This window comes from Enterobacter cloacae complex sp. ECL414 (assembly GCF_021869685.1).
Classification (GTDB): domain Bacteria; phylum Pseudomonadota; class Gammaproteobacteria; order Enterobacterales; family Enterobacteriaceae; genus Enterobacter; species Enterobacter kobei.
This window is the reverse complement of record NZ_CP091481.1, coordinates 325,645-345,892: the sequence shown is the minus strand read 5'-3', so window position 1 is coordinate 345,892 and position 20,248 is coordinate 325,645. Positions and strand designations below refer to the sequence as shown.

21 protein-coding genes are annotated in these 20,248 nt (G+C 59.6%); 18 read left to right on the top strand and 3 right to left on the bottom strand.

The window, feature by feature from the left end; genetic code table 11:
• Positions 1-8: 8 nt before the first annotated feature.
• From phnF to phnP, 11 genes are all read left to right on the top strand, one after another.
• Complete coding sequence (gene phnF, locus L3068_RS01605; RefSeq protein WP_058690655.1) at positions 9-734, top strand: phosphonate metabolism transcriptional regulator PhnF; 726 nt, start codon at positions 9-11, stop codon at positions 732-734.
• Complete coding sequence (gene phnG, locus L3068_RS01600) at positions 735-1,187, top strand: phosphonate C-P lyase system protein PhnG (RefSeq protein WP_058690656.1); 453 nt, start codon at positions 735-737, stop codon at positions 1,185-1,187.
• A complete protein-coding gene (phnH, locus tag L3068_RS01595) occupies positions 1,184-1,768 on the top strand; it encodes a phosphonate C-P lyase system protein PhnH (protein ID WP_023331820.1) in 585 nt (194 codons plus the stop codon). The genes phnG and phnH overlap by 4 nt, the downstream gene beginning before the upstream one ends.
• The gene (locus L3068_RS01590; protein ID WP_023331819.1) at positions 1,768-2,832 is read left to right on the top strand and encodes a carbon-phosphorus lyase complex subunit; all 1,065 of its coding nucleotides are present in this window, start codon (positions 1,768-1,770) and stop codon (positions 2,830-2,832) included. Before phnH ends, L3068_RS01590 begins: the two co-directional genes overlap by 1 nt.
• Positions 2,825-3,670: an alpha-D-ribose 1-methylphosphonate 5-phosphate C-P-lyase PhnJ gene (gene phnJ, locus L3068_RS01585; protein WP_014882181.1), complete on the top strand. Its 846-nt coding sequence runs from the start codon at positions 2,825-2,827 to the stop codon at positions 3,668-3,670. The genes L3068_RS01590 and phnJ overlap by 8 nt, the downstream gene beginning before the upstream one ends.
• Positions 3,667-4,422 (top strand): phosphonate C-P lyase system protein PhnK, encoded by a 756-nt coding sequence (phnK, locus tag L3068_RS01580; RefSeq protein ID WP_014882180.1) that lies wholly within the window; start codon positions 3,667-3,669, stop codon positions 4,420-4,422. The genes phnJ and phnK overlap by 4 nt, the downstream gene beginning before the upstream one ends.
• A gap of 106 nt (positions 4,423-4,528) precedes the next feature.
• Positions 4,529-5,209, top strand: a complete 681-nt coding sequence (gene phnL / locus L3068_RS01575; protein WP_014882179.1) for a phosphonate C-P lyase system protein PhnL — start codon at positions 4,529-4,531, stop codon at positions 5,207-5,209.
• Positions 5,206-6,342, top strand: coding sequence for an alpha-D-ribose 1-methylphosphonate 5-triphosphate diphosphatase (phnM, locus tag L3068_RS01570; protein WP_014882178.1), 1,137 nt, complete (start codon positions 5,206-5,208; stop codon positions 6,340-6,342). The genes phnL and phnM overlap by 4 nt, the downstream gene beginning before the upstream one ends.
• Positions 6,339-6,890, top strand: coding sequence for a ribose 1,5-bisphosphokinase (gene phnN / locus L3068_RS01565; protein ID WP_117581811.1), 552 nt, complete (start codon positions 6,339-6,341; stop codon positions 6,888-6,890). Before phnM ends, phnN begins: the two co-directional genes overlap by 4 nt.
• Positions 6,883-7,317 (top strand): aminoalkylphosphonate N-acetyltransferase, encoded by a 435-nt coding sequence (phnO, locus tag L3068_RS01560; protein WP_032637727.1) that lies wholly within the window; start codon positions 6,883-6,885, stop codon positions 7,315-7,317. Before phnN ends, phnO begins: the two co-directional genes overlap by 8 nt.
• Before the next feature lie 9 nt (positions 7,318-7,326).
• Complete coding sequence (gene phnP, locus L3068_RS01555) at positions 7,327-8,085, top strand: phosphonate metabolism protein PhnP (RefSeq protein WP_117581813.1); 759 nt, start codon at positions 7,327-7,329, stop codon at positions 8,083-8,085.
• Between the two features lie 82 nt (positions 8,086-8,167).
• Here phnP and yjdP read toward each other — a convergent pair whose 3' ends face one another.
• Both yjdP and L3068_RS01545 read right to left on the bottom strand, forming a co-directional pair.
• Positions 8,168-8,488 (bottom strand): DDRRRQL repeat protein YjdP, encoded by a 321-nt coding sequence (yjdP, locus tag L3068_RS01550; RefSeq protein ID WP_014882174.1) that lies wholly within the window; start codon positions 8,486-8,488, stop codon positions 8,168-8,170.
• Positions 8,489-8,557: 69 nt separating this feature from the next.
• On the bottom strand, positions 8,558-10,837 hold the full coding sequence (locus L3068_RS01545; protein WP_117581815.1) for a hybrid sensor histidine kinase/response regulator: 2,280 nt from the start codon (positions 10,835-10,837) through the stop codon (positions 8,558-8,560).
• Between the two features lie 180 nt (positions 10,838-11,017).
• On the opposite strand from L3068_RS01545, the gene L3068_RS01540 reads away from it, so the two are divergent.
• Genes L3068_RS01540 through L3068_RS01515 form a run of 6 tightly spaced genes read left to right on the top strand, consistent with a single transcriptional unit; the run spans position 11,018 to position 17,115 of the window.
• Positions 11,018-12,532 carry a sugar ABC transporter ATP-binding protein gene (locus tag L3068_RS01540; protein WP_047343375.1) on the top strand — a complete coding sequence of 505 codons (1,515 nt, stop codon included), beginning with the start codon at positions 11,018-11,020 and terminating at the stop codon, positions 12,530-12,532.
• Between the two features lie 2 nt (positions 12,533-12,534).
• Positions 12,535-13,530, top strand: coding sequence for an ABC transporter permease subunit (locus tag L3068_RS01535; protein WP_014882171.1), 996 nt, complete (start codon positions 12,535-12,537; stop codon positions 13,528-13,530).
• Between the two features lie 32 nt (positions 13,531-13,562).
• Positions 13,563-14,504, top strand: coding sequence for an ABC transporter substrate-binding protein (locus tag L3068_RS01530; RefSeq protein WP_014882170.1), 942 nt, complete (start codon positions 13,563-13,565; stop codon positions 14,502-14,504).
• Positions 14,505-14,553: 49 nt separating this feature from the next.
• Positions 14,554-15,240, top strand: coding sequence for a D-lyxose/D-mannose isomerase (locus L3068_RS01525; protein ID WP_058690664.1), 687 nt, complete (start codon positions 14,554-14,556; stop codon positions 15,238-15,240).
• A 10-nt stretch (positions 15,241-15,250) separates the two neighbouring features.
• Positions 15,251-16,111 carry a ketose 1,6-bisphosphate aldolase gene (locus tag L3068_RS01520; RefSeq protein WP_117581817.1) on the top strand — a complete coding sequence of 287 codons (861 nt, stop codon included), beginning with the start codon at positions 15,251-15,253 and terminating at the stop codon, positions 16,109-16,111.
• The gene (locus L3068_RS01515; protein WP_047343372.1) at positions 16,111-17,115 is read left to right on the top strand and encodes a carbohydrate kinase family protein; all 1,005 of its coding nucleotides are present in this window, start codon (positions 16,111-16,113) and stop codon (positions 17,113-17,115) included. Before L3068_RS01520 ends, L3068_RS01515 begins: the two co-directional genes overlap by 1 nt.
• Here the strand turns inward: L3068_RS01515 and L3068_RS01510 are convergent.
• A complete protein-coding gene (locus tag L3068_RS01510; protein ID WP_047343371.1) occupies positions 17,112-17,843 on the bottom strand; it encodes a response regulator in 732 nt (243 codons plus the stop codon). The genes L3068_RS01515 and L3068_RS01510 overlap by 4 nt on opposite strands.
• Before the next feature lie 257 nt (positions 17,844-18,100).
• On the opposite strand from L3068_RS01510, the gene fdhF reads away from it, so the two are divergent.
• Positions 18,101-20,248: a formate dehydrogenase subunit alpha gene (gene fdhF, locus L3068_RS01505; RefSeq protein WP_078309985.1), complete on the top strand. Its 2,148-nt coding sequence runs from the start codon at positions 18,101-18,103 to the stop codon at positions 20,246-20,248.

Here is a 20,248-nt window from a genome sequence, read left to right as displayed (position 1 = left end):
TGTTTTCTATGCACTTATCCAGACATCCGACCAGTTACCCAACCCGCTGGCAAGAAATTGCGGCAAAGCTCGAAGTGGAACTGCGCACGCACTACCGCTGCGGAGACTACCTGCCCGCCGAGCAGCAGCTTGCGGATCGCTATGAAGTGAATCGCCACACCCTGCGCCGCGCCATTGACCAGCTGGTCGAGCGCGGCTGGGTACAACGCCGTCAGGGCGTGGGCGTGCTGGTGCTGATGCGCCCGTTCGACTATCCGCTCAATGCCCAGGCGCGCTTTAGTCAGAACCTGCTGGATCAGGGCAGCCATCCCACCAGCGAAAAGCTGCTCTCGGTCCTGCGCCCGGCCTCCAGCCATGTGGCGGACGCGCTGGGCATTCAGGAAGGCGATAACGTCATCCACCTGCGCACGTTGCGCCGCGTCAACGGCGTAGCGGTATGCCAGATTGACCACTACTTCGCGGACCTCGCCCTCTGGCCAGTGCTGCAAAACTTTTACAGCGGTTCCCTGCACGACTTTCTGCAGGATGCCACGGGCATCGCCCTCAAGCGCACCCAGACGCGTATCAGCGCCCGCCGCGCGCAGGCTAAAGAGAGCAAAGTGCTCGAAATCCCCAATATGGCGCCGCTGCTCTGCGTGCGCACCCTCAACCACCGTGACGGCGAGGTCAATGCGACGGAATATTCCGTCAGCCTGACCCGTGCCGACATGATCGAATTCACTATGGAGCACTGAATGCACGTCGATACCGCCACCCGACAGCGCTGGATGCGTGTGCTGGCCCACAGCCAGCCTGCTGCCCTGCGCGATCGCATGAACGCCCTGAGCCTGACGCCAGACTACGACACTATCCGCGCACCGGAAATTGGCCTGGTGCAGATCCAGGCCCGGATGGGCGGCACCGGGCAGCGCTTTTTTGCGGGAGACGCCCCCCTCACCCGCGCCGCGATCCGCCTGAACAGCGGCACGCTGGGCTACAGCTACGTGCTGGGACGCGATAAAGCACACGCCGAGCGCTGCGCAGTAATAGACGCCCTTTTGCAGGAACAAACGCATTTTCAGACGTTAATGGAAACCCTTATTGCCCCGCTGGAAGCTGACCGCGCCGCACGACTTGCCGCACGTCAGACCGAAGTGAATACCAGCCGGGTCGACTTCTTTACGCTCGTTCGCGGAGACAACGCATGACGCTTCAACCTGCTTTTACCCTGGCCGTCCAGGATGCCCAACAAAGTTTTCGTCGCCTGCTGAAAGCCATGAGCGAGCCGGGGGTGATTGTCTCGCTGCACCAGCTTTCACAGGGCTGGCTGCCGCTGAATCTGGCGACCACCAGCGTGTTGCTGACCCTTGCCGACAACGACACGCCGGTGTGGCTGTCAGGCGCCTTATCTAATGACATCGCCAGCCAGAATCTGCGTTTTCACACCAGTGCCCCGCTGGTTGAGCAACCGCGACAGGCGGTCTTTGCCGTGGCCGACGAACACATCAGCCACGAGCAGCTCAACGCCCTGAGCGAAGGCAGCGCCGTTGCACCGGAAACCAGCGCCACGCTGATTCTGCAGGTCTCCAGCCTGAGCGGCGGCCGCATGCTCCGCCTGACCGGTGCAGGTATCGCCGATGAACGCATGGTTGCGCCGCAGCTGCCGGAGTGCATCATTCATGAGCTGACCGAACGCCCGCACCCGTTCCCGCTGGGCATAGACCTGATCCTGACCTGCGGCGAGCGTCTGCTCGCCATCCCGCGGACCACCCACGTGGAGGTGTGCTGATGTACGTTGCCGTTAAAGGGGGCGAAAAGGCGATCGCCGCCGCCCATGCCTTGCAGGAACACAGACGACGGGGCGATGAAAAACTGCCCGAACTGAGCGTCGCCCAGATTGAGCAGCAGCTGAACCTGGCCGTTGACCGGGTGATGACCGAAGGCGGCGTCGCCGATCGCGAGCTGGCGGCGCTGGCGCTGAAGCAGGCCAGCGGCGATAACGTCGAAGCCATCTTTCTGCTGCGCGCCTGGCGCACCACGGTTCCCCGCTTCACGGCGAGCGAGCCGGTGAATACGGCGCAGATGCGCCTGGAGCGCCGTATTTCTGCCGTTTATAAAGACATCCCCGGCGGCCAGCGGCTTGGCCCCACCTACGATTACACCCATCGCCTGCTGGATTTTACCCTGCTGGCAAATGGCGAAGCGCCACGGCTCAGCACCACGGATGCCGAACAGGAGCCGTCTCCGCACGTCTTCAGCCTGCTGGCAAACCAGGGGCTGGCGAAAGCGGAAGAAGATTCGGGTACCGCGCCGGATGACATCACCCGCACGCCGCCAGTTTTCCCGTGCTCGCGCTCCTCGCGCCTGCAACAGCTGATGCGCGGCGACGAAGGCTATCTGCTGGCGCTGGCCTACTCCACCCAGCGCGGCTATGGGCGTAACCACCCGTTTGCGGCCGAAATTCGCAGCGGCTATATCGACGTCGAAATTGTGCCGGAAGAGCTGGGTTTTGCGGTGAACGTCGGCGAACTGCTGATGACCGAATGCGAAATGGTTAACGGCTTTGTCGCGCCAGAGAATGAAGACCCGCACTTTACCCGCGGCTACGGATTGGTGTTTGGCCTGAGCGAACGCAAAGCCATGGCGATGGCGCTGGTCGACCGCGCCCTGCAGGCACCGGACTACGGCGAGCACATCGCCGGCCCGGCGCAGGATGAGGAGTTCGTGCTGGCCCATGCAGACAACGTTGAGGCCGCCGGTTTCGTCTCGCACCTCAAGCTGCCGCACTACGTCGATTTCCAGGCCGAACTGGAACTGCTGAAACGTCTGCAACGGGAGCGCGCCAATGGCTAACTTAAGCGGCTACAACTTTGCCTATCTGGATGAGCAAACCAAACGCATGATCCGCCGCGCCATCCTCAAAGCGGTTGCCATTCCGGGCTACCAGGTACCGTTCGGCGGCCGCGAGATGCCAATGCCCTACGGCTGGGGCACCGGCGGTATTCAGTTGACCGCCAGCGTGATCGGGGAAGCCGACGTGCTTAAGGTCATCGACCAGGGGGCAGACGACACCACCAACGCCGTTTCGATCCGCAACTTCTTCAAGCGCGTGACCGGCGTAGCGACCACTGAAAAAACCGAAGACGCAACGCTGATCCAGACCCGCCACCGCATTCCGGAAACCCCGCTGACTGAAGATCAGATTCTGATTTTCCAGGTGCCGATCCCGGAGCCGCTGCGCTTTATCGAGCCGCGGGAAACCGAAACCCGCACCATGCACGCGCTGGAAGAGTACGGCGTGATGCAGGTGAAGCTTTACGAGGACATCGCCCGCTTCGGCCATATCGCCACCACCTACGCCTACCCGGTGAAGGTCAACGGGCGCTATGTGATGGACCCGTCACCAATCCCGAAATTCGATAACCCGAAGATGGACATGATGCCAGCCCTGCAACTCTTTGGCGCCGGGCGTGAAAAACGCATCTATGCCGTACCGCCTTACACCCGTGTGGAGAGTCTCGATTTTGATGACCACCCGTTTACGGTGCAGGCGTGGGACGAGCCATGCGCCATCTGCGGATCCCAACATAGCTATCTGGATGAAGTGGTGCTGGATGACACGGGCAAACGGATGTTCGTCTGCTCCGACACCGATTTCTGCCGCCAACAGAGCGAGGCGAACAGCCAATGAAACCGCTGCTTTCGGTTAATAACCTGACTCACCTATACGCGCCGGGCAAAGGCTTCAGCGACGTGTCGTTCGAGCTGTGGCCGGGCGAAGTGCTGGGGATTGTCGGCGAGTCCGGCTCCGGTAAAACCACGCTGCTCAAATCTCTCTCCGCGCGCCTGACGCCGCAGAACGGTGAGATTTTATATGAGGGCACGTCGCTGTATGGCATGAGCGAGGCCGAGCGCCGTCGCCTGCTGCGTACCGAGTGGGGCGTAGTGCATCAGCACCCAATGGACGGGCTGCGCCGCCAGGTTTCAGCGGGAGGCAACATCGGCGAACGACTGATGGCCACCGGCGCGCGCCACTACGGTCACATCCGCGCCACCGCGCAGCACTGGCTGGAGGAGGTTGAAATCCCCGCCTCGCGTATCGACGACCTGCCCACCACTTTCTCCGGCGGCATGCAGCAGCGTTTACAGATCGCCCGCAACCTGGTCACCCATCCGAAGCTGGTGTTTATGGATGAGCCCACCGGCGGGCTGGACGTCTCGGTTCAGGCGCGCCTGCTCGATCTGCTGCGCGGCCTGGTGGTGGAGTTGAACCTGGCGGTGGTGATTGTCACCCACGATTTGGGCGTCGCACGCCTGCTGGCGGACCGTCTGCTGGTGATGAAGCAGGGTCAGGTGGTGGAAAGTGGGCTGACCGACCGCGTGCTCGACGATCCCCATCATCCGTACACCCAGCTGCTGGTGTCGTCCGTATTGCAGAATTGAGGCTGCTGTTGCCGGGTGGCGCTGCGCTTACCCGGCCTACGAACACCGCACCTGTAGGCCGGGTAAGGCGAAGCCGCCACCCGGCAAAACGAATCACGAGGCCAACATGATCCACGTACAAAACGTCAGTAAAACCTTTGTGCTCCACCAGCAAAACGGCGTGCGGCTGCCCGTCCTGCAAAACGCGTCGTTAGAGGTCGGCAACGGCGAATGCGTCGTGCTGCACGGCCACTCCGGCAGTGGAAAATCCACCCTGCTGCGCTCCCTGTACGCCAACTATCAGCCAGACGAAGGCCACATTCATATTCGCCACAACAACGAGTGGGTGGATCTGGTGCAGGCACCCGCGCGTAAGGTACTTGAAGTGCGCCGTTCGACGATCGGCTGGGTCAGCCAGTTTCTGCGGGTGATCCCGCGGATCTCCGCTCTGGACGTGGTGATGCAGCCACTGCTGGATCTCGGCGTACCGCGTGATACCTGTGCCGCCAAAGCCGCCAGCCTGCTGACGCGCCTCAACGTGCCGGAGCGTCTGTGGCACCTTGCCCCATCGACCTTTTCCGGTGGCGAGCAGCAGCGGGTCAACATCGCACGCGGCTTTATTGTCGACTACCCGATTTTACTCCTGGATGAACCCACCGCTTCGCTCGACAGCAAAAACAGCGCAGCGGTGATGGAACTGATCGAACAGGCCAAAGCGCGCGGCGCGGCGATCGTCGGGATCTTCCACGATGAAGCCGTGCGCGAGCGCGTAGCGGACAGACTGCACCCGATGGGGACAAACGTATGATTATCAATAACGTCAGGCTGGTGCTGGAAAACGAGGTCGTGGATGGCTCGGTTGAAATCCAGGACGGCGTCATCCGTGCGTTTGCCGAAACCCGGAGCCGCGCGCCTGACGCGATGGACGGCGAAGGTGGCTGGCTGCTGCCGGGGCTCATTGAGCTGCATACCGACAACCTCGACAAATTCTTCACCCCGCGCCCAAAGGTGGACTGGCCCGCCCATTCGGCGATGAGCAGCCACGACGCGCTGATGGTCGCCAGCGGTATTACCACCGTGCTCGACGCGGTGGCGATTGGCGACGTGCGCGACGGCGGCGACAGGCTTGAAAACCTGGAGAAGATGATTAACGCCGTGGAAGAGACGCAAAAGCGTGGCCTTAACCGCGCCGAGCACCGTTTGCACCTGCGCTGCGAGCTGCCGCACCACACCACCCTGCCGCTGTTTGAAAAACTGGTGGGCCGCGAGCCTGTCTCGCTGGTCTCCCTGATGGACCACTCGCCGGGGCAGCGTCAGTTCGCCAACATTGAGAAGTATCGTGAATACTATCAGGGCAAATACTCGCTCAACGATGCCGAGATGGCGCGCTACGAAGAAGAACAGCTGGCGCTTGCGGCACAGTGGTCGCAGCCGAACCGTCTCAGGATTGCCGCAATGTGCCGTGACCGCAATATTGCGCTGGCAAGCCATGACGATGCCACGCACGATCATGTGCGTGAATCCCACCAGCTTGGTAGCGTGATCGCCGAATTTCCCACTACGTTCGAAGCCGCAGAGGCGTCACGTCAGCACGGGATGAACGTGCTGATGGGCGCGCCGAACATCGTGCGCGGCGGCTCGCACTCCGGCAACGTGGCGGCAAGCAAGCTCGCCTCGCTCGGCCTGCTGGATATCCTCTCGTCTGACTACTACCCCGCCAGCCTGCTGGATGCGGCATTCCGGGTCGCGGACGATGAGGAGAACCGTTTTACGCTGCCACAGGCCATTCGCCTGGTGACCAAAAACCCGGCCGCCGCACTCAATCTTCAGGATCGCGGTGAGATTGCCGAAGGAAAACGGGCAGATCTGGTGCTTGCCCACCGCAAAGGCGAGCATATTCATATCGACCACGTCTGGCGTCAGGGAAAAAGGGTGTTCTGATGGGAAGACTTATCTGGATGATGGGGCCGTCCGGCTCCGGTAAGGACAGCCTGCTGTCTGCCCTGCGGCAGCGGGAACATTCACAGCTGCTGGTGGCGCACCGCTATATTACCCGCGCGGCGAACGCCGGAAGTGAAAACCATATCGCCCTGAGCGAGCAGGAGTTTTTCACCCGCGCCGGGCAAAACCTGCTGGCACTGAGCTGGCACGCTAACGGTTTCTACTATGGCGTCGGCATTGAGATCGACCTCTGGCTGCACGCGGGTTTTGATGTGCTGGTCAACGGCTCACGCGCCCATCTGCCGCAGGCAAAAGCCCGATATGAAGCGGCCCTGCTGCCGATCTGCCTGCAGGTTTCCCCGGACGTTCTGCGCAGCAGGCTGCAAAACCGGGGGCGCGAAAACGCGCGTGAGATTGACCAGCGGCTGGAGCGCGCGGCGCGCTACACCCCTTCAGGCTGCCATGTCCTCAATAACGACGGAAGTTTGCTACAGTCAGTCGAGATCTTTTTATCCCTTATCCGTCAGAAGGAGAAACAGCATGCCTGACTGCCAGCTTCGCCCCGCCACTGCTGATGATGCGCAGAGCGTGTACGCCCTCATCTGCGAACTTAAGCAAGCAGAGTTCGATCACCAGGCGTTTCATGCCGGCTATCTGGCTAATCTGCAGGATCACAATATGCGCTACCAGCTTGCCGAGCTGGACGGGGAAGTCATCGGCATGATCGGTCTGCACATGCAGTTTCACCTCCATCACGCCCGCTGGATCGGCGAGATCCAGGAGCTGGTGGTAATGCCGCAAGCGCGCGGGTTAAAGGTGGGTAGCCAGTTGCTCGCCTGGGCAGAGGACGTTGCACGACAGGCTGGCGCGGAGTTGACAGAACTTTCCACCAGCGTGAAGCGCGTGGACGCCCACCGTTTCTACCTTCGTGAAGGGTATACGCAGAGCCATTTCCGCTTCACCAAACCGCTGTAGAGGTGAGTGATGAGTCTGACCATAACGTTAACCGGCACCGGCGGTGCCCAGCTGGTGCCCGTCTTTGGCTGCGACTGCGCGGCGTGTAGACGCGCGCGTTTGCAGGAAAATTATCGCCGTCGTCCCTGCAGTGCGGTGGTCAAATACAACGATGCGGTCACGTTGCTGGACGCCGGTATTCCACACCTGATGGAGAACTGGCCCGCGGGCAGTTTTCAGCAGTTTTTACTCACTCACTATCATATGGATCACGTTCAGGGGCTGTTTCCCCTGCGCTGGGGCGTGGGTGCAACGATTCCGGTCTACGGCCCACCGGACGACGCGGGGTGTGACGACCTGTTCAAACATCCGGGGATCCTGGATTTCAGTCATACGGTCGAACCGTTTGTGGTGTTTGAGCTACAGGGACTGCGGGTGACGCCGCTGCCCCTCAACCATTCGAAGCTGACGTTTGGCTATCTGCTGGAATCCGCCCACAGCCGCGTGGCGTGGCTTTCAGACACGGCGGGATTACCGGAAAAAACGGTGAAGTTTCTGCTCAACAATCAGCCGCAGGCGATAATCATCGACTGCAGTCATGAACCGCGTGACGAGCCGCCGCGTAACCATTGTGATTTGAACACCGTGGTTGCGTTAAACGAGGTGATTGGCTGTCCGCAGGTGATCCTGACGCACATCAGCCATCAGTTTGACGTGTGGATGATGAACAACCCGCTGCCGAACGGTATCGAAGCGGGGTATGACGGCATGGTGCTGGTACTCGACTGAGTTTTGCCGGGTGGCGGCTGCGCCTTACCCGGCCTACAGGCCAGGGTTTTGTAGGCCTGCGTAAGCGAAGCGCCACCAGGCTTTAGCCGCGATCGTAATCGTCTTCTAAACGCCGTTCATCCTCTTCCAGTCGACGCCTGTCGTCATCTAACTGACGTTGACGCTCGTCTAAACGGCGGCGTCTGTCTTCGAGCTGCCGACGGCGATCGTCGTACTGACGGCTGTCGCTTTGACGGCTGCGATCGTAGCGATCGTCGTCGTCATTACGGCTGCTGTCGGGGTTATAAGCATCGTTGATCGCCTGCTGAATGTTGCCAATGGCATCATCAATTACGTCGGCGTGGGCCAGCTGGCTGGTGAGTGACAGCAGACCCAATATCAGAGCGGAAAAGTAACGTTTCATAAGGCCAGACTCACAGGTGGACTGGCGTTAAGGTAATCAACGGCACTCTGCCGGAGTAGCGGAGGAATCTCAAATTACCATCACCTTACGCAGCGCCTGTGCCAGCTGTACGCGGGTAAACGGCTTACGCAGTAGCTGAACGTCCGGCAGCTGAGGGTTATGCGTCGGCCGCAAATCCTGGCCGCTGATCAGCAGCACCGGAAGCTGCGGATAATGACTGCGCACATGGTTAATGACCTCCGCTCCGCTGAGGCTTCCGGGCAGCATCAGGTCGCTGATAAACATGCCAATATCCGGCGATGCCTCCAGCATGCTCAGGGCCTGCTCGCCATTCTCCGCTTCGAGCGTCAGGTAGCCCAGCTGATGCAGCTGCTCACACAGGGTCTGGCGGACATCCGCCTCATCTTCCAGCACCAGCACCAGCCGCTCGCTATCCGGGGAGGTGGTAGCCGGGAGCGTCTCACTTTCAGACACGGTGGAAAACGTCGAGCGCGGCAGATGGAGCCGAACGGTGGTGCCCTGCCCCGGCGCGCTTTCAATCTCCACGCGTCCCCCGGACTGACGCACAAAACCGTACACCATCGACAACCCTAATCCGCTGCCACTTCCGGTCTGTTTGGTGGTAAAGAACGGTTCAAAGACCCGGGATTTCACCTCCTGCGCCATACCGCTACCATGGTCAATGACCTCCAGCGCCACCATATCCTGCCTGCGGCCGTCGCTGCGGGTCACGCGCTGGTTCCATGTACGAATTTTAATGACGCCGCTTTGCCCTTCCATCGCATCGCGGGCGTTCATCACCAGATTGATAATCGCGTTTTCCAGCTGGCCGACGTCTATCCATGCGGACCATGCCGGGGTTTGCGCTTCAATCTCCAGCGTCAGGGTGACAGGCAAGGAGTGGCGCATCAGTTCCCGCAGGTTCTCCAGCAGCGGTTTCATCTCAACGGTATGCGGCGTCAGGGATTGCTTGCGGGAAAATGCCAGCAGGCGCTGGGTCAGCATGGCGCCGCGTTCGGCCGCCTTCAGCGCCCGGGTGATACGCGGCGCGTCTTTTGATTCGGGGTCGGTCAGCTCAAGACTGCCGATGATCACCGCCAGAAGATTATTAAAATCATGCGCCAGCCCGCCGGTCAGCTGTCCGACAGCCTTCATCTTCTGGCTGTGGAGCAACGCTTCTTCCAGTCCCTGACGCTCAATGCGGTCGATCTCCATCTGCGTCGTTTTCTCTTTCAGCAGACGCGTCGTGTGCTCAAGTGAAGCAGTGTTGCGGGCAAAAACGTTAAACGCGCGCGCCAGCTCGCCCAGCTCGTCCCGCCGCTGCAATGCGGGCACCGAGACATCCTGTTCGCCACGGGCAAGGCGCGACATGGCCCGGGAGATAGCCGTCAGGTTGGAGGCCAGGTTGCGGTAAATATACCAGCAGGCGCACCCGGTGATGATCAGCGCCAGCACGGCGAAAATGCTGATAAAAACGCTAATGGATTGCAGCTCGTGATGGCTCTGGGCTGTGCGAAGCCGGGAGGCTTGCGCGACCTGTTCAACGTACTGATTGATATCGCTATTCAGTATCGCCACCAGCGCCTTGATGTGGAACATATACCAGCTTATTGCCAGATCGCTCTCTGCCAGCTGCGTCGACAGCGGGGCAAGCTTACGCAGCTCGGCGTTAAAGTCGGGCAGCACAACGTTGACCGCAGGCTGCGTTGCGCGCTGGGGCAACATCGCCGTCACCGTATCCAACTGCTGTATCGTGGCGCGTGGTGAAGGGGTTTCGATGGCGGCGGCGATCAGCCTGTCCATTTCCATCAGCAGCTGCGCATCCGGAACATCGCTGCCAGTACGGCGGTTGATGTCCTGCAGATGACGCAGGTAACTCTGGCTCTGGTAGAGCGAACTGAGCAGCGCGTTACGCTCCAGATGGCGTCGCTGCCCGCGCTCCAGCATCCCCGTCACGCCTTGCTGTAATTCATTGCTTCTCTGAATAATCCGCGCCACCAGCGCCGGCTCCTGCTGCGCCAGCGGCGCATCGGCCAGCTGCTCCAGCGAGCGGCGCAATGCCGTTTGCATCTGCTTTAACCGCTCCGCCTCGCCTTTGTACTCCAGCGATCCCACTACCTGCGACAGCCGCACCGCCGCCGTCGCCACGTTAGCCGTATCGCGAGCGAGGTTCATGCTGCCGGTCATGTCATCCAGCGTTTGCTGCTGCACCTGCTCCTGGATCTGGCTGGCATGACGGAAGCCAAGCACCGCCACGCCGCTGACCATCAGCGTGACCGCAACAACCAGCAGATTGAACATCAGCAGGCGGCCACGGGCACTGGTAAAAAACGGGGGGCGTGATGACATCTCTTTAGGCTCCTTAGCGGTCTGATGCCCTCACCTGGCCCTCTCCCACGGGGAGAGTGAAAAGAGAAATGTGACGGCGGTTAGCTATTCATAACTATGACAAATATGAACAGCTTCTGACATTTTGCATTTACGCACCTGTGATGAAGTGCAGATATCGACATTCACAGGAGATCCGTCATGAGCAGAACCCCGGTTTTAGAGATGCGCGGCATAGCCAAAACCTTTGGCAATTTCCACGCGCTCAAGGGCGTGGATTTGACGGTTTTCCCCGGTGAGATCCACGCGCTGATGGGCGAAAACGGCGCGGGCAAAAGCACGCTGATGAAAATACTCGCAGGTGCCTACACTGCCACCCGCGGTGAGATCCTGATCGACGGACAGCCGTTTCACATCAAAGGGCCGAAAGATGCCCTGGCCGCAGGCATTACCTTGATTTACCAGGAGATGCAGCTCGCCCCCAATCTGACCGTGGCGGAAAACATTTTCCTCGGCAGCGAACTGTCGCGCGGCGGGCTGGTTCAGCGTAAAGAGATGGCCGCCCAGGCGCAGGCGGTGATCGATCGCCTCGGCGCCCAGTTCAGCGCCACCGATCGGGTGATGAAGCTGACCATCGCCGAACAGCAGCAGGTGGAAATTGCCCGCGCGCTGCACCGCAACAGCCGCATTCTGGTGATGGACGAACCCACCGCCGCCCTCTCTTCCCGCGAAACCCACCGCCTGTTTGAACTGATTCTGCGCCTGCGCGATGAAGGCATGGCGATTATCTATATCAGCCACCGCATGGCGGAAGTGTATGAACTCTCTGACCGCGTCAGCGTTCTGCGTGACGGGCAGTACGTCGGCAGCCTGACGCGCGACAAGCTCAACGCCTCCGAGCTGGTGAAAATGATGGTGGGCCGCCCTTTAAGCGATCTGTTCAACAAAGAGCGCGATATCCCTCTCGGCAGCCCGCGCCTGAACGTCCACCACCTTACCGACGGTAAAAAAGTGCGGCCGTGCAGTTTACAGGTCCGTTCCGGCGAAATCGTCGGGCTGGCCGGGCTGGTCGGTGCCGGACGTTCCGAGCTGGCGCAGCTGATTTTCGGCGTGCGCAAAGCCACGGGCGGCATGATTGAGGTGGACGGCGAGCCGGTGGTGATCCACTCCCCGCGCGCGGCCATTGAAAACGGGATCGGTTTTCTCACCGAGAACCGTAAGGAGCAGGGGCTGTTTCTGGAGCTGGCGGCGCAGGAGAACATCACGATGGCGACGCTGGAACGCGATGCCACCTTCGGCATGCTGAACCGCAAAAAAGCCCAGTCCATTTCCGATGACGCTATCGCCCTGCTCAACATTCGTGTGCCCCATTCACAGGTACGCGCGGGCGGACTGTCCGGCGGTAATCAGCAAAAACTGCTGATCTCGCGCTGGGTGGCGATAGGCCCGCGCATTCTGATTCTGGACGAACCCACCCGCGGCGTGGACGTTGGCGCGAAAAGCGAGATCTACCGCATCATGAACCAGATGGCGCGTAAGGGCGTGGCGATTTTGATGATCTCCAGCGAACTGCCGGAAGTGGTGGGCATGAGTGACCGGGTGTACGTGATGCGCGAAGGCAGCATTGCGGGTGAACTCCACGAGCGCGATATCTCTCAGGAAAACATCATGACGCTGGCAACCGGCGTGGACGACACACATCATCAGGCGGTGTAATTATGACAACTCCAACCCATCCGCAGCAGGTGGCGAAATCCGCCTCCGCCAAAAAAATGCTGATGAGCGATCTGATGCAAACGATCGGCATTTTACCTATTTTAATTCTGATCGTGGCGGTATTTGGCTTTATCGCCCCTAACTTCTTCACCGAGAGCAACCTGCTCAACATCACCCGTCAGGCGTCAATCAACATCGTGCTGGCAGCGGGGATGACCTTCATCATCTTAACCGGTGGGATTGACCTCTCCGTGGGGTCGATTCTCGGTACTACCGCCGTTGCGGCAATGGTGGTGTCGCTGATCCCGGAATTCGCCGGACTTTCTATTCCGGCGGCGCTGATGCTCGGCATGGTGCTGGGGCTGTTCAACGGCGCGCTGGTGGCCTTTGCCGGGCTTCCGCCGTTTATCGTCACGCTCGGTACCTATACGGCGCTGCGCGGCGCGGCCTACCTGCTGGCAGACGGCACCACGGTGATCAACTCGAACATCAACTTCGAGTGGATCGGCAATAACTACCTCGGTCCCGTGCCATGGCTGGTGGTCATTGCTTTGGCGGTCATTGCTATCTGCTGGTTTATCCTGCGCCGCACTACGCTGGGCGTTCACATCTACGCCGTGGGCGGCAACATGCAGGCGGCGCGCCTGACGGGCATCAAAGTCTGGATGGTACTGCTGTTTGTCTACGGCATGAGCGGGCTGCTCTCCGGCCTCGGTGGCGTGATGAGCGCCTCACGCCTTTACAGCGCCAACGGCAACCTCGGTACCGGCTATGAGCTGGATGCGATTGCGGCGGTGATCCTCGGCGGTACCAGCTTCGTCGGCGGGATCGGCACGATCACCGGCACGCTGGTGGGGGCATTGATTATCGCCACCCTCAACAACGGCATGACGCTGATGGGCGTCTCCTACTTCTGGCAACTGGTGATCAAAGGGGCGGTGATCATCATTGCGGTGCTGATCGACAAATACCGTACCCGACACCATCAAAGTGCATAACAACAAAACCCTACAGCTTCGAGGAATACAATATGCGTTTAAAACCGTTAGTGACCGCGCTCTGTGCTGGCGCGCTGCTTGCCGCAACGCCGTTTGCGCAGGCGAAAGATCTGAAGTCCATCGGCGTGACGGTGGGTGACCTGGCCAACCCGTTCTTTGTGCAGATCACCAAAGGTGCCGAGCTGGAAGCGCGCAAGCTGGCGGGCGATAACGTTAAAGTGACGCTGGTCTCCAGCGGTTACGATCTCGGTCAGCAGGTGGCGCAGATCGATAACTTTATCGCCGCGAAAGTGGACATGATCATCCTCAACGCCGCGGATTCCAAAGGGATCGGCCCGGCGGTGAAACGCGCGAAGGATGCCGGGATCGTGGTCGTGGCGGTTGACGTGGCGGCGGAAGGTGCCGATGCGACCATCACCTCCAATAACACCCAGGCGGGCGAAATGGCCTGTAAGTACATTACCGACCGCCTGAAAGGCAAAGGCAATGTGGTGATCATCAACGGACCACCGGTCTCAGCGGTGCAAAACCGTGTGGAAGGTTGCCAGATGGAATTCAAAAAACATCCGGATATCAAGGTGCTCTCGGATAACCAGAACGCCAAAGGCAGCCGTGAAGGCGGTCTGGAAGTCATGACCTCTCTTCTGGCAGCCAATCCGAAGATCGACGGCGTATTCGCGATTAACGATCCTACCGCGATCGGCGCCGATCTGGCGGCAAAACAGGCGCAGCGCAATGAATTCTTCATTGTGGGCGTGGATGGCAGCCCGGATGGTGAAGAAGCGCTGAAGCGGGAAAACTCCCTGTTTGTGGCAACCCCGGCACAAGATCCGCAGGTGATGGCGGCAAAAGCGGTCGAGATCGGCTACGACATTCTCCAGGGTAAACCGGCACCGAAAGAACCGGTGCTGATCCCGGTGACGATGATCGATAAAAAGAACGTCGGTACCTATAAGGGCTGGACGGTTAAATGATCCTTTTCCCTCTCCCACAGGGAGAGGGAACTGTTTTCAAGGAGTCCCCATGAAACGCTCCGACATCAATGCGATCCTCGGCCACACACGGCAGTTCTTTTCCATGCATGACGTGCATCTCCCGCCGTTTGCCAGCTTTCCCCCCACAAAATGGCAGCGGCTTGACCAGGCCGCATGGCAGGAAGTGTTCGACCTTAAGCTCGGCTGGGACGTGACGGCATTCGGCGGCAACAACTTTGCCGCCCAGGGGTTAACGCTGTTTACCCTGCGTAACGGCTCGCCGAACGGGATGCCTTATGAAAAAGGCTATGCTGAAAAAATCATGCATGTGCGCGACGGCCAGGTAACGCCGATGCATTTTCACTGGCGTAAGCGGGAAGACATCATCAACCGGGGCGGCGGGAACCTCATCATTGAGTTATGGAATGCCGGGGCGCATGAAGAGCCAGAAAACACCGACGTCACCGTCACGATAGACGGCTGTCGGCAAACGCATGCTCCCGGCAGCCAGCTGCGCCTCACACCAGGGGAAAGCATCTGCCTGACGCCCTGTCTTTACCACAGTTTCTGGGGCGAGCGCGGGTTTGGTGACGTGCTGGTAGGCGAGGTGTCATCGGTGAATGACGATGAGCACGACAACCACTTTTTGCAGCCCATTGCCCGCTATAACAACATCGAAGAAGACGAACCGGCGGTGCTGGTGCTGTGCAACGAATACAACCTGTTTCGGATATAAGGAGTAAATGATGCCATTGCTCTCTCTTGCCGACGGTCTGGCACACGCCAGGGAACACCGCTACGCGCTGGGCGCGTTCAACGTGCTCGACTCCCATTTTCTGCGCGCCTTGTTCGCCGCCGCAAAGCAGGAGCGTTCACCGTTTATCATCAACATCGCCGAAGTGCATTTTAAGTATGTCTCGCTCGATTCACTTGTCGAAGCGGTCAAGTTTGAAGCCGCCCGTCATGACATTCCCGTGGTGCTGAATCTCGACCATGGCCTGCACTTTGAGGCGGTCGTGCGGGCGCTGCGCCTGGGGTTCAGCTCCGTGATGTTCGACGGCTCGACGCTGAGCTATGACGAGAACATTCGCCAGACGCGGGAAGTGGTAAAAATGTGCCACGCAGTGGGCGTGTCGGTAGAGGCAGAGCTGGGCGCGGTAGGCGGTGATGAAGGCGGCGCGCTGTACGGGCATGCGGATGAAGCGTTCTTCACTGACCCGAAGCTGGCGCGGGAATTTGTCGATAAAACCGGCATCGACGCGCTGGCAGTCGCCATCGGCAACGCACACGGCAAATACAAGGGCGAGCCGAAGCTCGATTTCCCGCGCCTGGACGCTATTCGCCAGCAGACGGGCCTGCCGCTGGTGCTGCATGGCGGTTCCGGCATTAGCGATGCCGACTTCCGCCGCGCCATCGAGCTGGGCATTCATAAAATCAATTTCTATACCGGCATGTCACAGGCCGCACTCGCCGCCGTTGAGCAACGCATGGCGAACCGCCAGCCGCTGTACGATGAGTTTGCCGAGCTGCTACTGGGCATAGAAGAGGCCATTACCGATACGGTCGCCGGGCAGATGCGCATCTTCGGCAGCGCGGGGCAGGCATAATGGAACGCAAAGGCATTATCGCCGCTGGCAACATGCTGGTCGATCACGTCCATCAGATCGTGCAGTGGCCTGAACGCGGCTGGCTGGCGGAAATCACCCACAGCGAACGTTCTACGGGCGGCGCGCCACTTAACGTTCTGCTGACGCTGGCGAAAATGCATGTCGGCCTGCCGCTGCAGGCGGTGGGGCTGGTTGGGGAGGACAGTGACGGAGATTACGTTCTGGCGATGCTCGATCAGTATCACGTCAACCGCCAGCGCGTGCAGCGCACCACTTTCGCCCCGACCTCGATGTCTCAGGTGATGACCGACCCCAGCGGACAACGCACCTTTTTCCACTCGCCGGGCGCGAACCGCCTGCTGGATCTTCCCGCCTTCGATCGCCTGGAGGGTTCAATGAAGATCTTCCATCTCGGTTACCTGCTGCTGCTCGACAGCCTGGACATGCCGGATGATGAATTTGGCACCCGCAGCGCACGGCTGCTGGCGCAAATGCGCGACCAGGGTTATGAAACCTCGCTTGATCTGGTTTCCCGCAAGGGCGACCCGCGCTACCAGCCGCTGGTGCTCCCTGCCCTGCGTCATCTCGATTATCTGGTGATTAACGAGCTGGAGGCCGGTGAGTTTAGCGGGCTGGAGATGCGCGACGCCAACGGTGCGCTGAATATCGCCCCTATCGCCGAAGCCGCATCGCAGCTGCTGGCGGCAGGCGTTCGCCAGCGGGTGGTGATCCACTGCCCGGAAGGCGCATGGGGTGAAGCTCCGGGTGAGCAAGGCCGATGGATCCCCTCATGGTTACTCGAGCAAAAAGAGATTGTCGGCAGCGTCGGCGCGGGCGACGCGTTTTGCGCGGGTTTTTTATACGGTTGTCATGAATCACTGCCGCTCACGGAGAGCATTTATCTGGCACACGCCTGTGCACGGGCAAGCCTGCTGGCCGCCAACGCGATCGACGGCGCGAAAACGCTGGCCGAGCTGCAGTTGTTTATCAAAGAGAATACTTAGGCTGCTTTTTCACTGTGGGAAACATCGGTGGCAAACACGTAGCCCAGCCCGCGAATGGTTTTGATGAGGGCTGGCTGATGCGGGTTGACCTCGATTTTCCGGCGCAGACGCATGATCAGCACGTCGATAGTCCGGTCAAACACCTCCGTGCTTTCGCTGTGGGTGAGTTCCAGCAGTTGATCGCGGCTGAGTACCCGGCGGGCATTTTGCGTAAGCGCCAGCAGCAGGCCATATTCCCCCTGGGTCAACGGCACGACGTTACGCTGCGGATCAATCAGTTCACATCGGGAGGTATCCAGCGTCCAGTTGTCGAAGGTTATCCCCGCTACGCGTGGCATCGGCGTTTCTGCGGCCAGCACGCCGGTCCGACGCAGGACCGCTTTAACCCGGGCAACCACCACGCGCGGATTAAACGGTTTGCCAATATAGTCGTCGGCTCCCATCTCCAGCCCCACCACCACGTCGGATTCACTGCCCAACCCGGTTAACATGATCACCGGTAGCGCCGGACGCTGCTTCTGCAACTGCAGCAAAACCTGTAACCCATTGATATCCGGCAGCATCATATCCAGCAGGACAAGGGCGATCTCCGGCGTCTGTTGTACCCGGCCTGGCACATCCTGGCCGTTATGGCAGACAAGCACGTCAAAGACGTGTTCACTCAGCACATCCTGCAGCAGTTCGCACACTGCCAAATCGTCATCAACCACCAGAATCGCCGGTTTCATCATATGCTTCCGTCAGGGGATTATGTTAAGTCTGAACCATTCTGCCGTCAGCTCCAGTGAAAGGGCGTTTTCCGTGACGGAAATTCAACCCATGTCACATACCCTGCCCATTCGACACGTCAATTTTGACGATGGTCTGCTTTTCGTCAGGGTTGTCGGCAGGAATACGCCGTAAAGCGCGCAATTACCCCTACTAAAAACATGGCATAGAAGCTGCATTAGTCGGTGCGAAAGATTCGATTAACTGGAGCAGACTGATGAAAAAAGTCGTCACGGTTTGCCCTTATTGTGCCTCAGGTTGCAAGATCCACCTGGTGGTCGATAACGGCAAAATCGTCCGGGCGGAGGCCGCACAGGGGAAAACCAACCAGGGCACGCTGTGTCTGAAAGGGTATTACGGCTGGGATTTTATCAATGATACCCAAATCCTCACCCCGCGCCTGAAAACCCCTATGATCCGCCGCGAGCGCGGTGGCAAGCTGGAAGCCGTCAGCTGGAACGAGGCGCTCGATTACGTCGCCACGCGCCTCAGCGCCATCAAGGCCAAGTACGGCCCGGATGCGATTCAGACGACCGGTTCCTCACGCGGGACAGGGAATGAAACCAACTATGTGATGCAAAAATTCGCACGCGCCGTTATTGGAACCAATAACGTCGACTGCTGCGCTCGCGTCTGACACGGCCCATCGGTTGCAGGTCTGCACCAGTCGGTCGGTAACGGCGCAATGAGTAATGCCATCAACGAGATAGACAACACCGATCTGGTGTTTATTTTCGGCTATAACCCGGCGGATTCTCACCCTATCGTCGCGAACCATGTTATTCGCGCCAAACAGAACGGGGCGAAAATCATCGTCTGCGATCCGCGCAAAATTGAAACCGCGCGCATTGCAGATATGCACATTGCATTGAAAAACGGCTCGAACATCGCGCTGTTGAATGCGATGGGGCACGTCATTATTGAGGAGAATCTGTACGACCAGGCGTTTGTGGCCAGCCGCACGGAAGGGTTTGAAGAGTATCGTAAAATTGTCGAAGGCTATACGCCAGAGTCCGTTGAAGCGATAACCGGCGTCAGCGCACAGGAGATCCGCCAGGCCGCACGCATGTACGCCGGGGCGAAAACCGCCGCCATTCTGTGGGGCATGGGCGTGACCCAGTTCTACCAGGGCGTGGAAACCGTGCGTTCGTTGACCAGCCTCGCCATGCTGACGGGTAACCTGGGCAAGGCCCACGTCGGCGTCAACCCGGTACGTGGCCAGAATAACGTCCAGGGGGCCTGCGATATGGGCGCGCTGCCGGATACCTATCCAGGATATCAGTACGTCAAATTCCCGGAAAACCGCGAGAAATTCGCGAAAGCCTGGGGGGTCGAAAGCCTGCCGGAACACACCGGCTATCGCATCAGCGAGCTGCCGCACCGTGCGGCGCACGGTGAAGTGCGTGCGGCCTACATTATGGGTGAAGATCCGCTCCAGACCGATGCCGAACTCTCTGCGGTACGTAAAGGGTTTGAGGATCTTGAGCTGGTGATTGTCCAGGACATCTTCATGACCAAAACCGCGGCGGCGGCGGATGTTATTTTACCGTCGACGTCATGGGGTGAGCATGAAGGCGTCTACACGGCGGCTGACCGCGGTTTCCAGCGCTTCTTCAAAGCGGTCGAACCGAAGTGGGATCTGAAAACCGACTGGCAGATCATCAGCGAAATCGCCACCCGTATGGGCTACCCGATGCACTACAACAACACCCAGGAGATCTGGGACGAGTTGCGGCATCTGTGCCCGGACTTCTACGGTGCCACCTATGAAAAAATGGGTGAGCTGGGGTATATCCAGTGGCCATGCCGCGATGAGTCGGAAGCCGACCAGGGGACGTCATACCTCTTTAAAGAGACGTTCGACACCCCGAACGGGCTGGCGCAGTTCTTCACCTGCGACTGGGTCGCACCTATAGATAAACTCACCGACGAGTATCCGATGGTGCTCTCCACCGTGCGCGAAGTAGGCCACTACTCCTGTCGCTCAATGACCGGGAACTGCGCCGCGCTGGCCGCGCTGGCAGATGAACCCGGCTACGCGCAAATCAACACTGCCGACGCGGAACGCCTGGGTATTGAGGATGAGGCGCTGGTATGGGTGAACTCGCGCAAAGGGCGAATCATCACCCGTGCGCAGGTGAGCGATCGTCCCAACAAAGGAGCGGTCTATATGACCTACCAGTGGTGGATTGGTGCCTGTAACGAACTGGTGACGGAGAATTTAAGCCCGATAACCAAAACGCCGGAGTATAAATATTGTGCCGTCAACGTGGAGCCCATTGCGGATCAACACGCTGCCGAACAGTATGTGATTGACGAATATAACAAGCTGAAAGCCCGACTGCGTGAAAGCGCAATGGGTTGA

What these genes read in the sequence shown, in the direction of transcription:
- phnJ (WP_014882181.1), top strand. Translation starts at nt 2,825, where the DNA reads ATGGCTAACTTAAGCGGCTACAACTTTGCCTATCTGGATGAGCAAACC.
- phnF (WP_058690655.1), top strand. Translation starts at nt 9, where the DNA reads ATGCACTTATCCAGACATCCGACCAGTTACCCAACCCGCTGGCAAGAA.
- L3068_RS01535 (WP_014882171.1), top strand. Translation starts at nt 12,535, where the DNA reads ATGACAACTCCAACCCATCCGCAGCAGGTGGCGAAATCCGCCTCCGCC.
- phnO (WP_032637727.1), top strand. Translation starts at nt 6,883, where the DNA reads ATGCCTGACTGCCAGCTTCGCCCCGCCACTGCTGATGATGCGCAGAGC.
- L3068_RS01520 (WP_117581817.1), top strand. Translation starts at nt 15,251, where the DNA reads ATGCCATTGCTCTCTCTTGCCGACGGTCTGGCACACGCCAGGGAACAC.
- phnH (WP_023331820.1), top strand. Translation starts at nt 1,184, where the DNA reads ATGACGCTTCAACCTGCTTTTACCCTGGCCGTCCAGGATGCCCAACAA.
- L3068_RS01530 (WP_014882170.1), top strand. Translation starts at nt 13,563, where the DNA reads ATGCGTTTAAAACCGTTAGTGACCGCGCTCTGTGCTGGCGCGCTGCTT.
- phnG (WP_058690656.1), top strand. Translation starts at nt 735, where the DNA reads ATGCACGTCGATACCGCCACCCGACAGCGCTGGATGCGTGTGCTGGCC.
- L3068_RS01510 (WP_047343371.1), bottom strand. Translation starts at nt 17,843, where the DNA reads ATGAAACCGGCGATTCTGGTGGTTGATGACGATTTGGCAGTGTGCGAA.
- L3068_RS01525 (WP_058690664.1), top strand. Translation starts at nt 14,554, where the DNA reads ATGAAACGCTCCGACATCAATGCGATCCTCGGCCACACACGGCAGTTC.
- yjdP (WP_014882174.1), bottom strand. Translation starts at nt 8,488, where the DNA reads ATGAAACGTTACTTTTCCGCTCTGATATTGGGTCTGCTGTCACTCACC.
- L3068_RS01515 (WP_047343372.1), top strand. Translation starts at nt 16,111, where the DNA reads ATGGAACGCAAAGGCATTATCGCCGCTGGCAACATGCTGGTCGATCAC.
- phnP (WP_117581813.1), top strand. Translation starts at nt 7,327, where the DNA reads ATGAGTCTGACCATAACGTTAACCGGCACCGGCGGTGCCCAGCTGGTG.
- phnL (WP_014882179.1), top strand. Translation starts at nt 4,529, where the DNA reads ATGATCCACGTACAAAACGTCAGTAAAACCTTTGTGCTCCACCAGCAA.
- phnM (WP_014882178.1), top strand. Translation starts at nt 5,206, where the DNA reads ATGATTATCAATAACGTCAGGCTGGTGCTGGAAAACGAGGTCGTGGAT.
- L3068_RS01545 (WP_117581815.1), bottom strand. Translation starts at nt 10,837, where the DNA reads ATGTCATCACGCCCCCCGTTTTTTACCAGTGCCCGTGGCCGCCTGCTG.
- phnK (WP_014882180.1), top strand. Translation starts at nt 3,667, where the DNA reads ATGAAACCGCTGCTTTCGGTTAATAACCTGACTCACCTATACGCGCCG.
- L3068_RS01590 (WP_023331819.1), top strand. Translation starts at nt 1,768, where the DNA reads ATGTACGTTGCCGTTAAAGGGGGCGAAAAGGCGATCGCCGCCGCCCAT.
- L3068_RS01540 (WP_047343375.1), top strand. Translation starts at nt 11,018, where the DNA reads ATGAGCAGAACCCCGGTTTTAGAGATGCGCGGCATAGCCAAAACCTTT.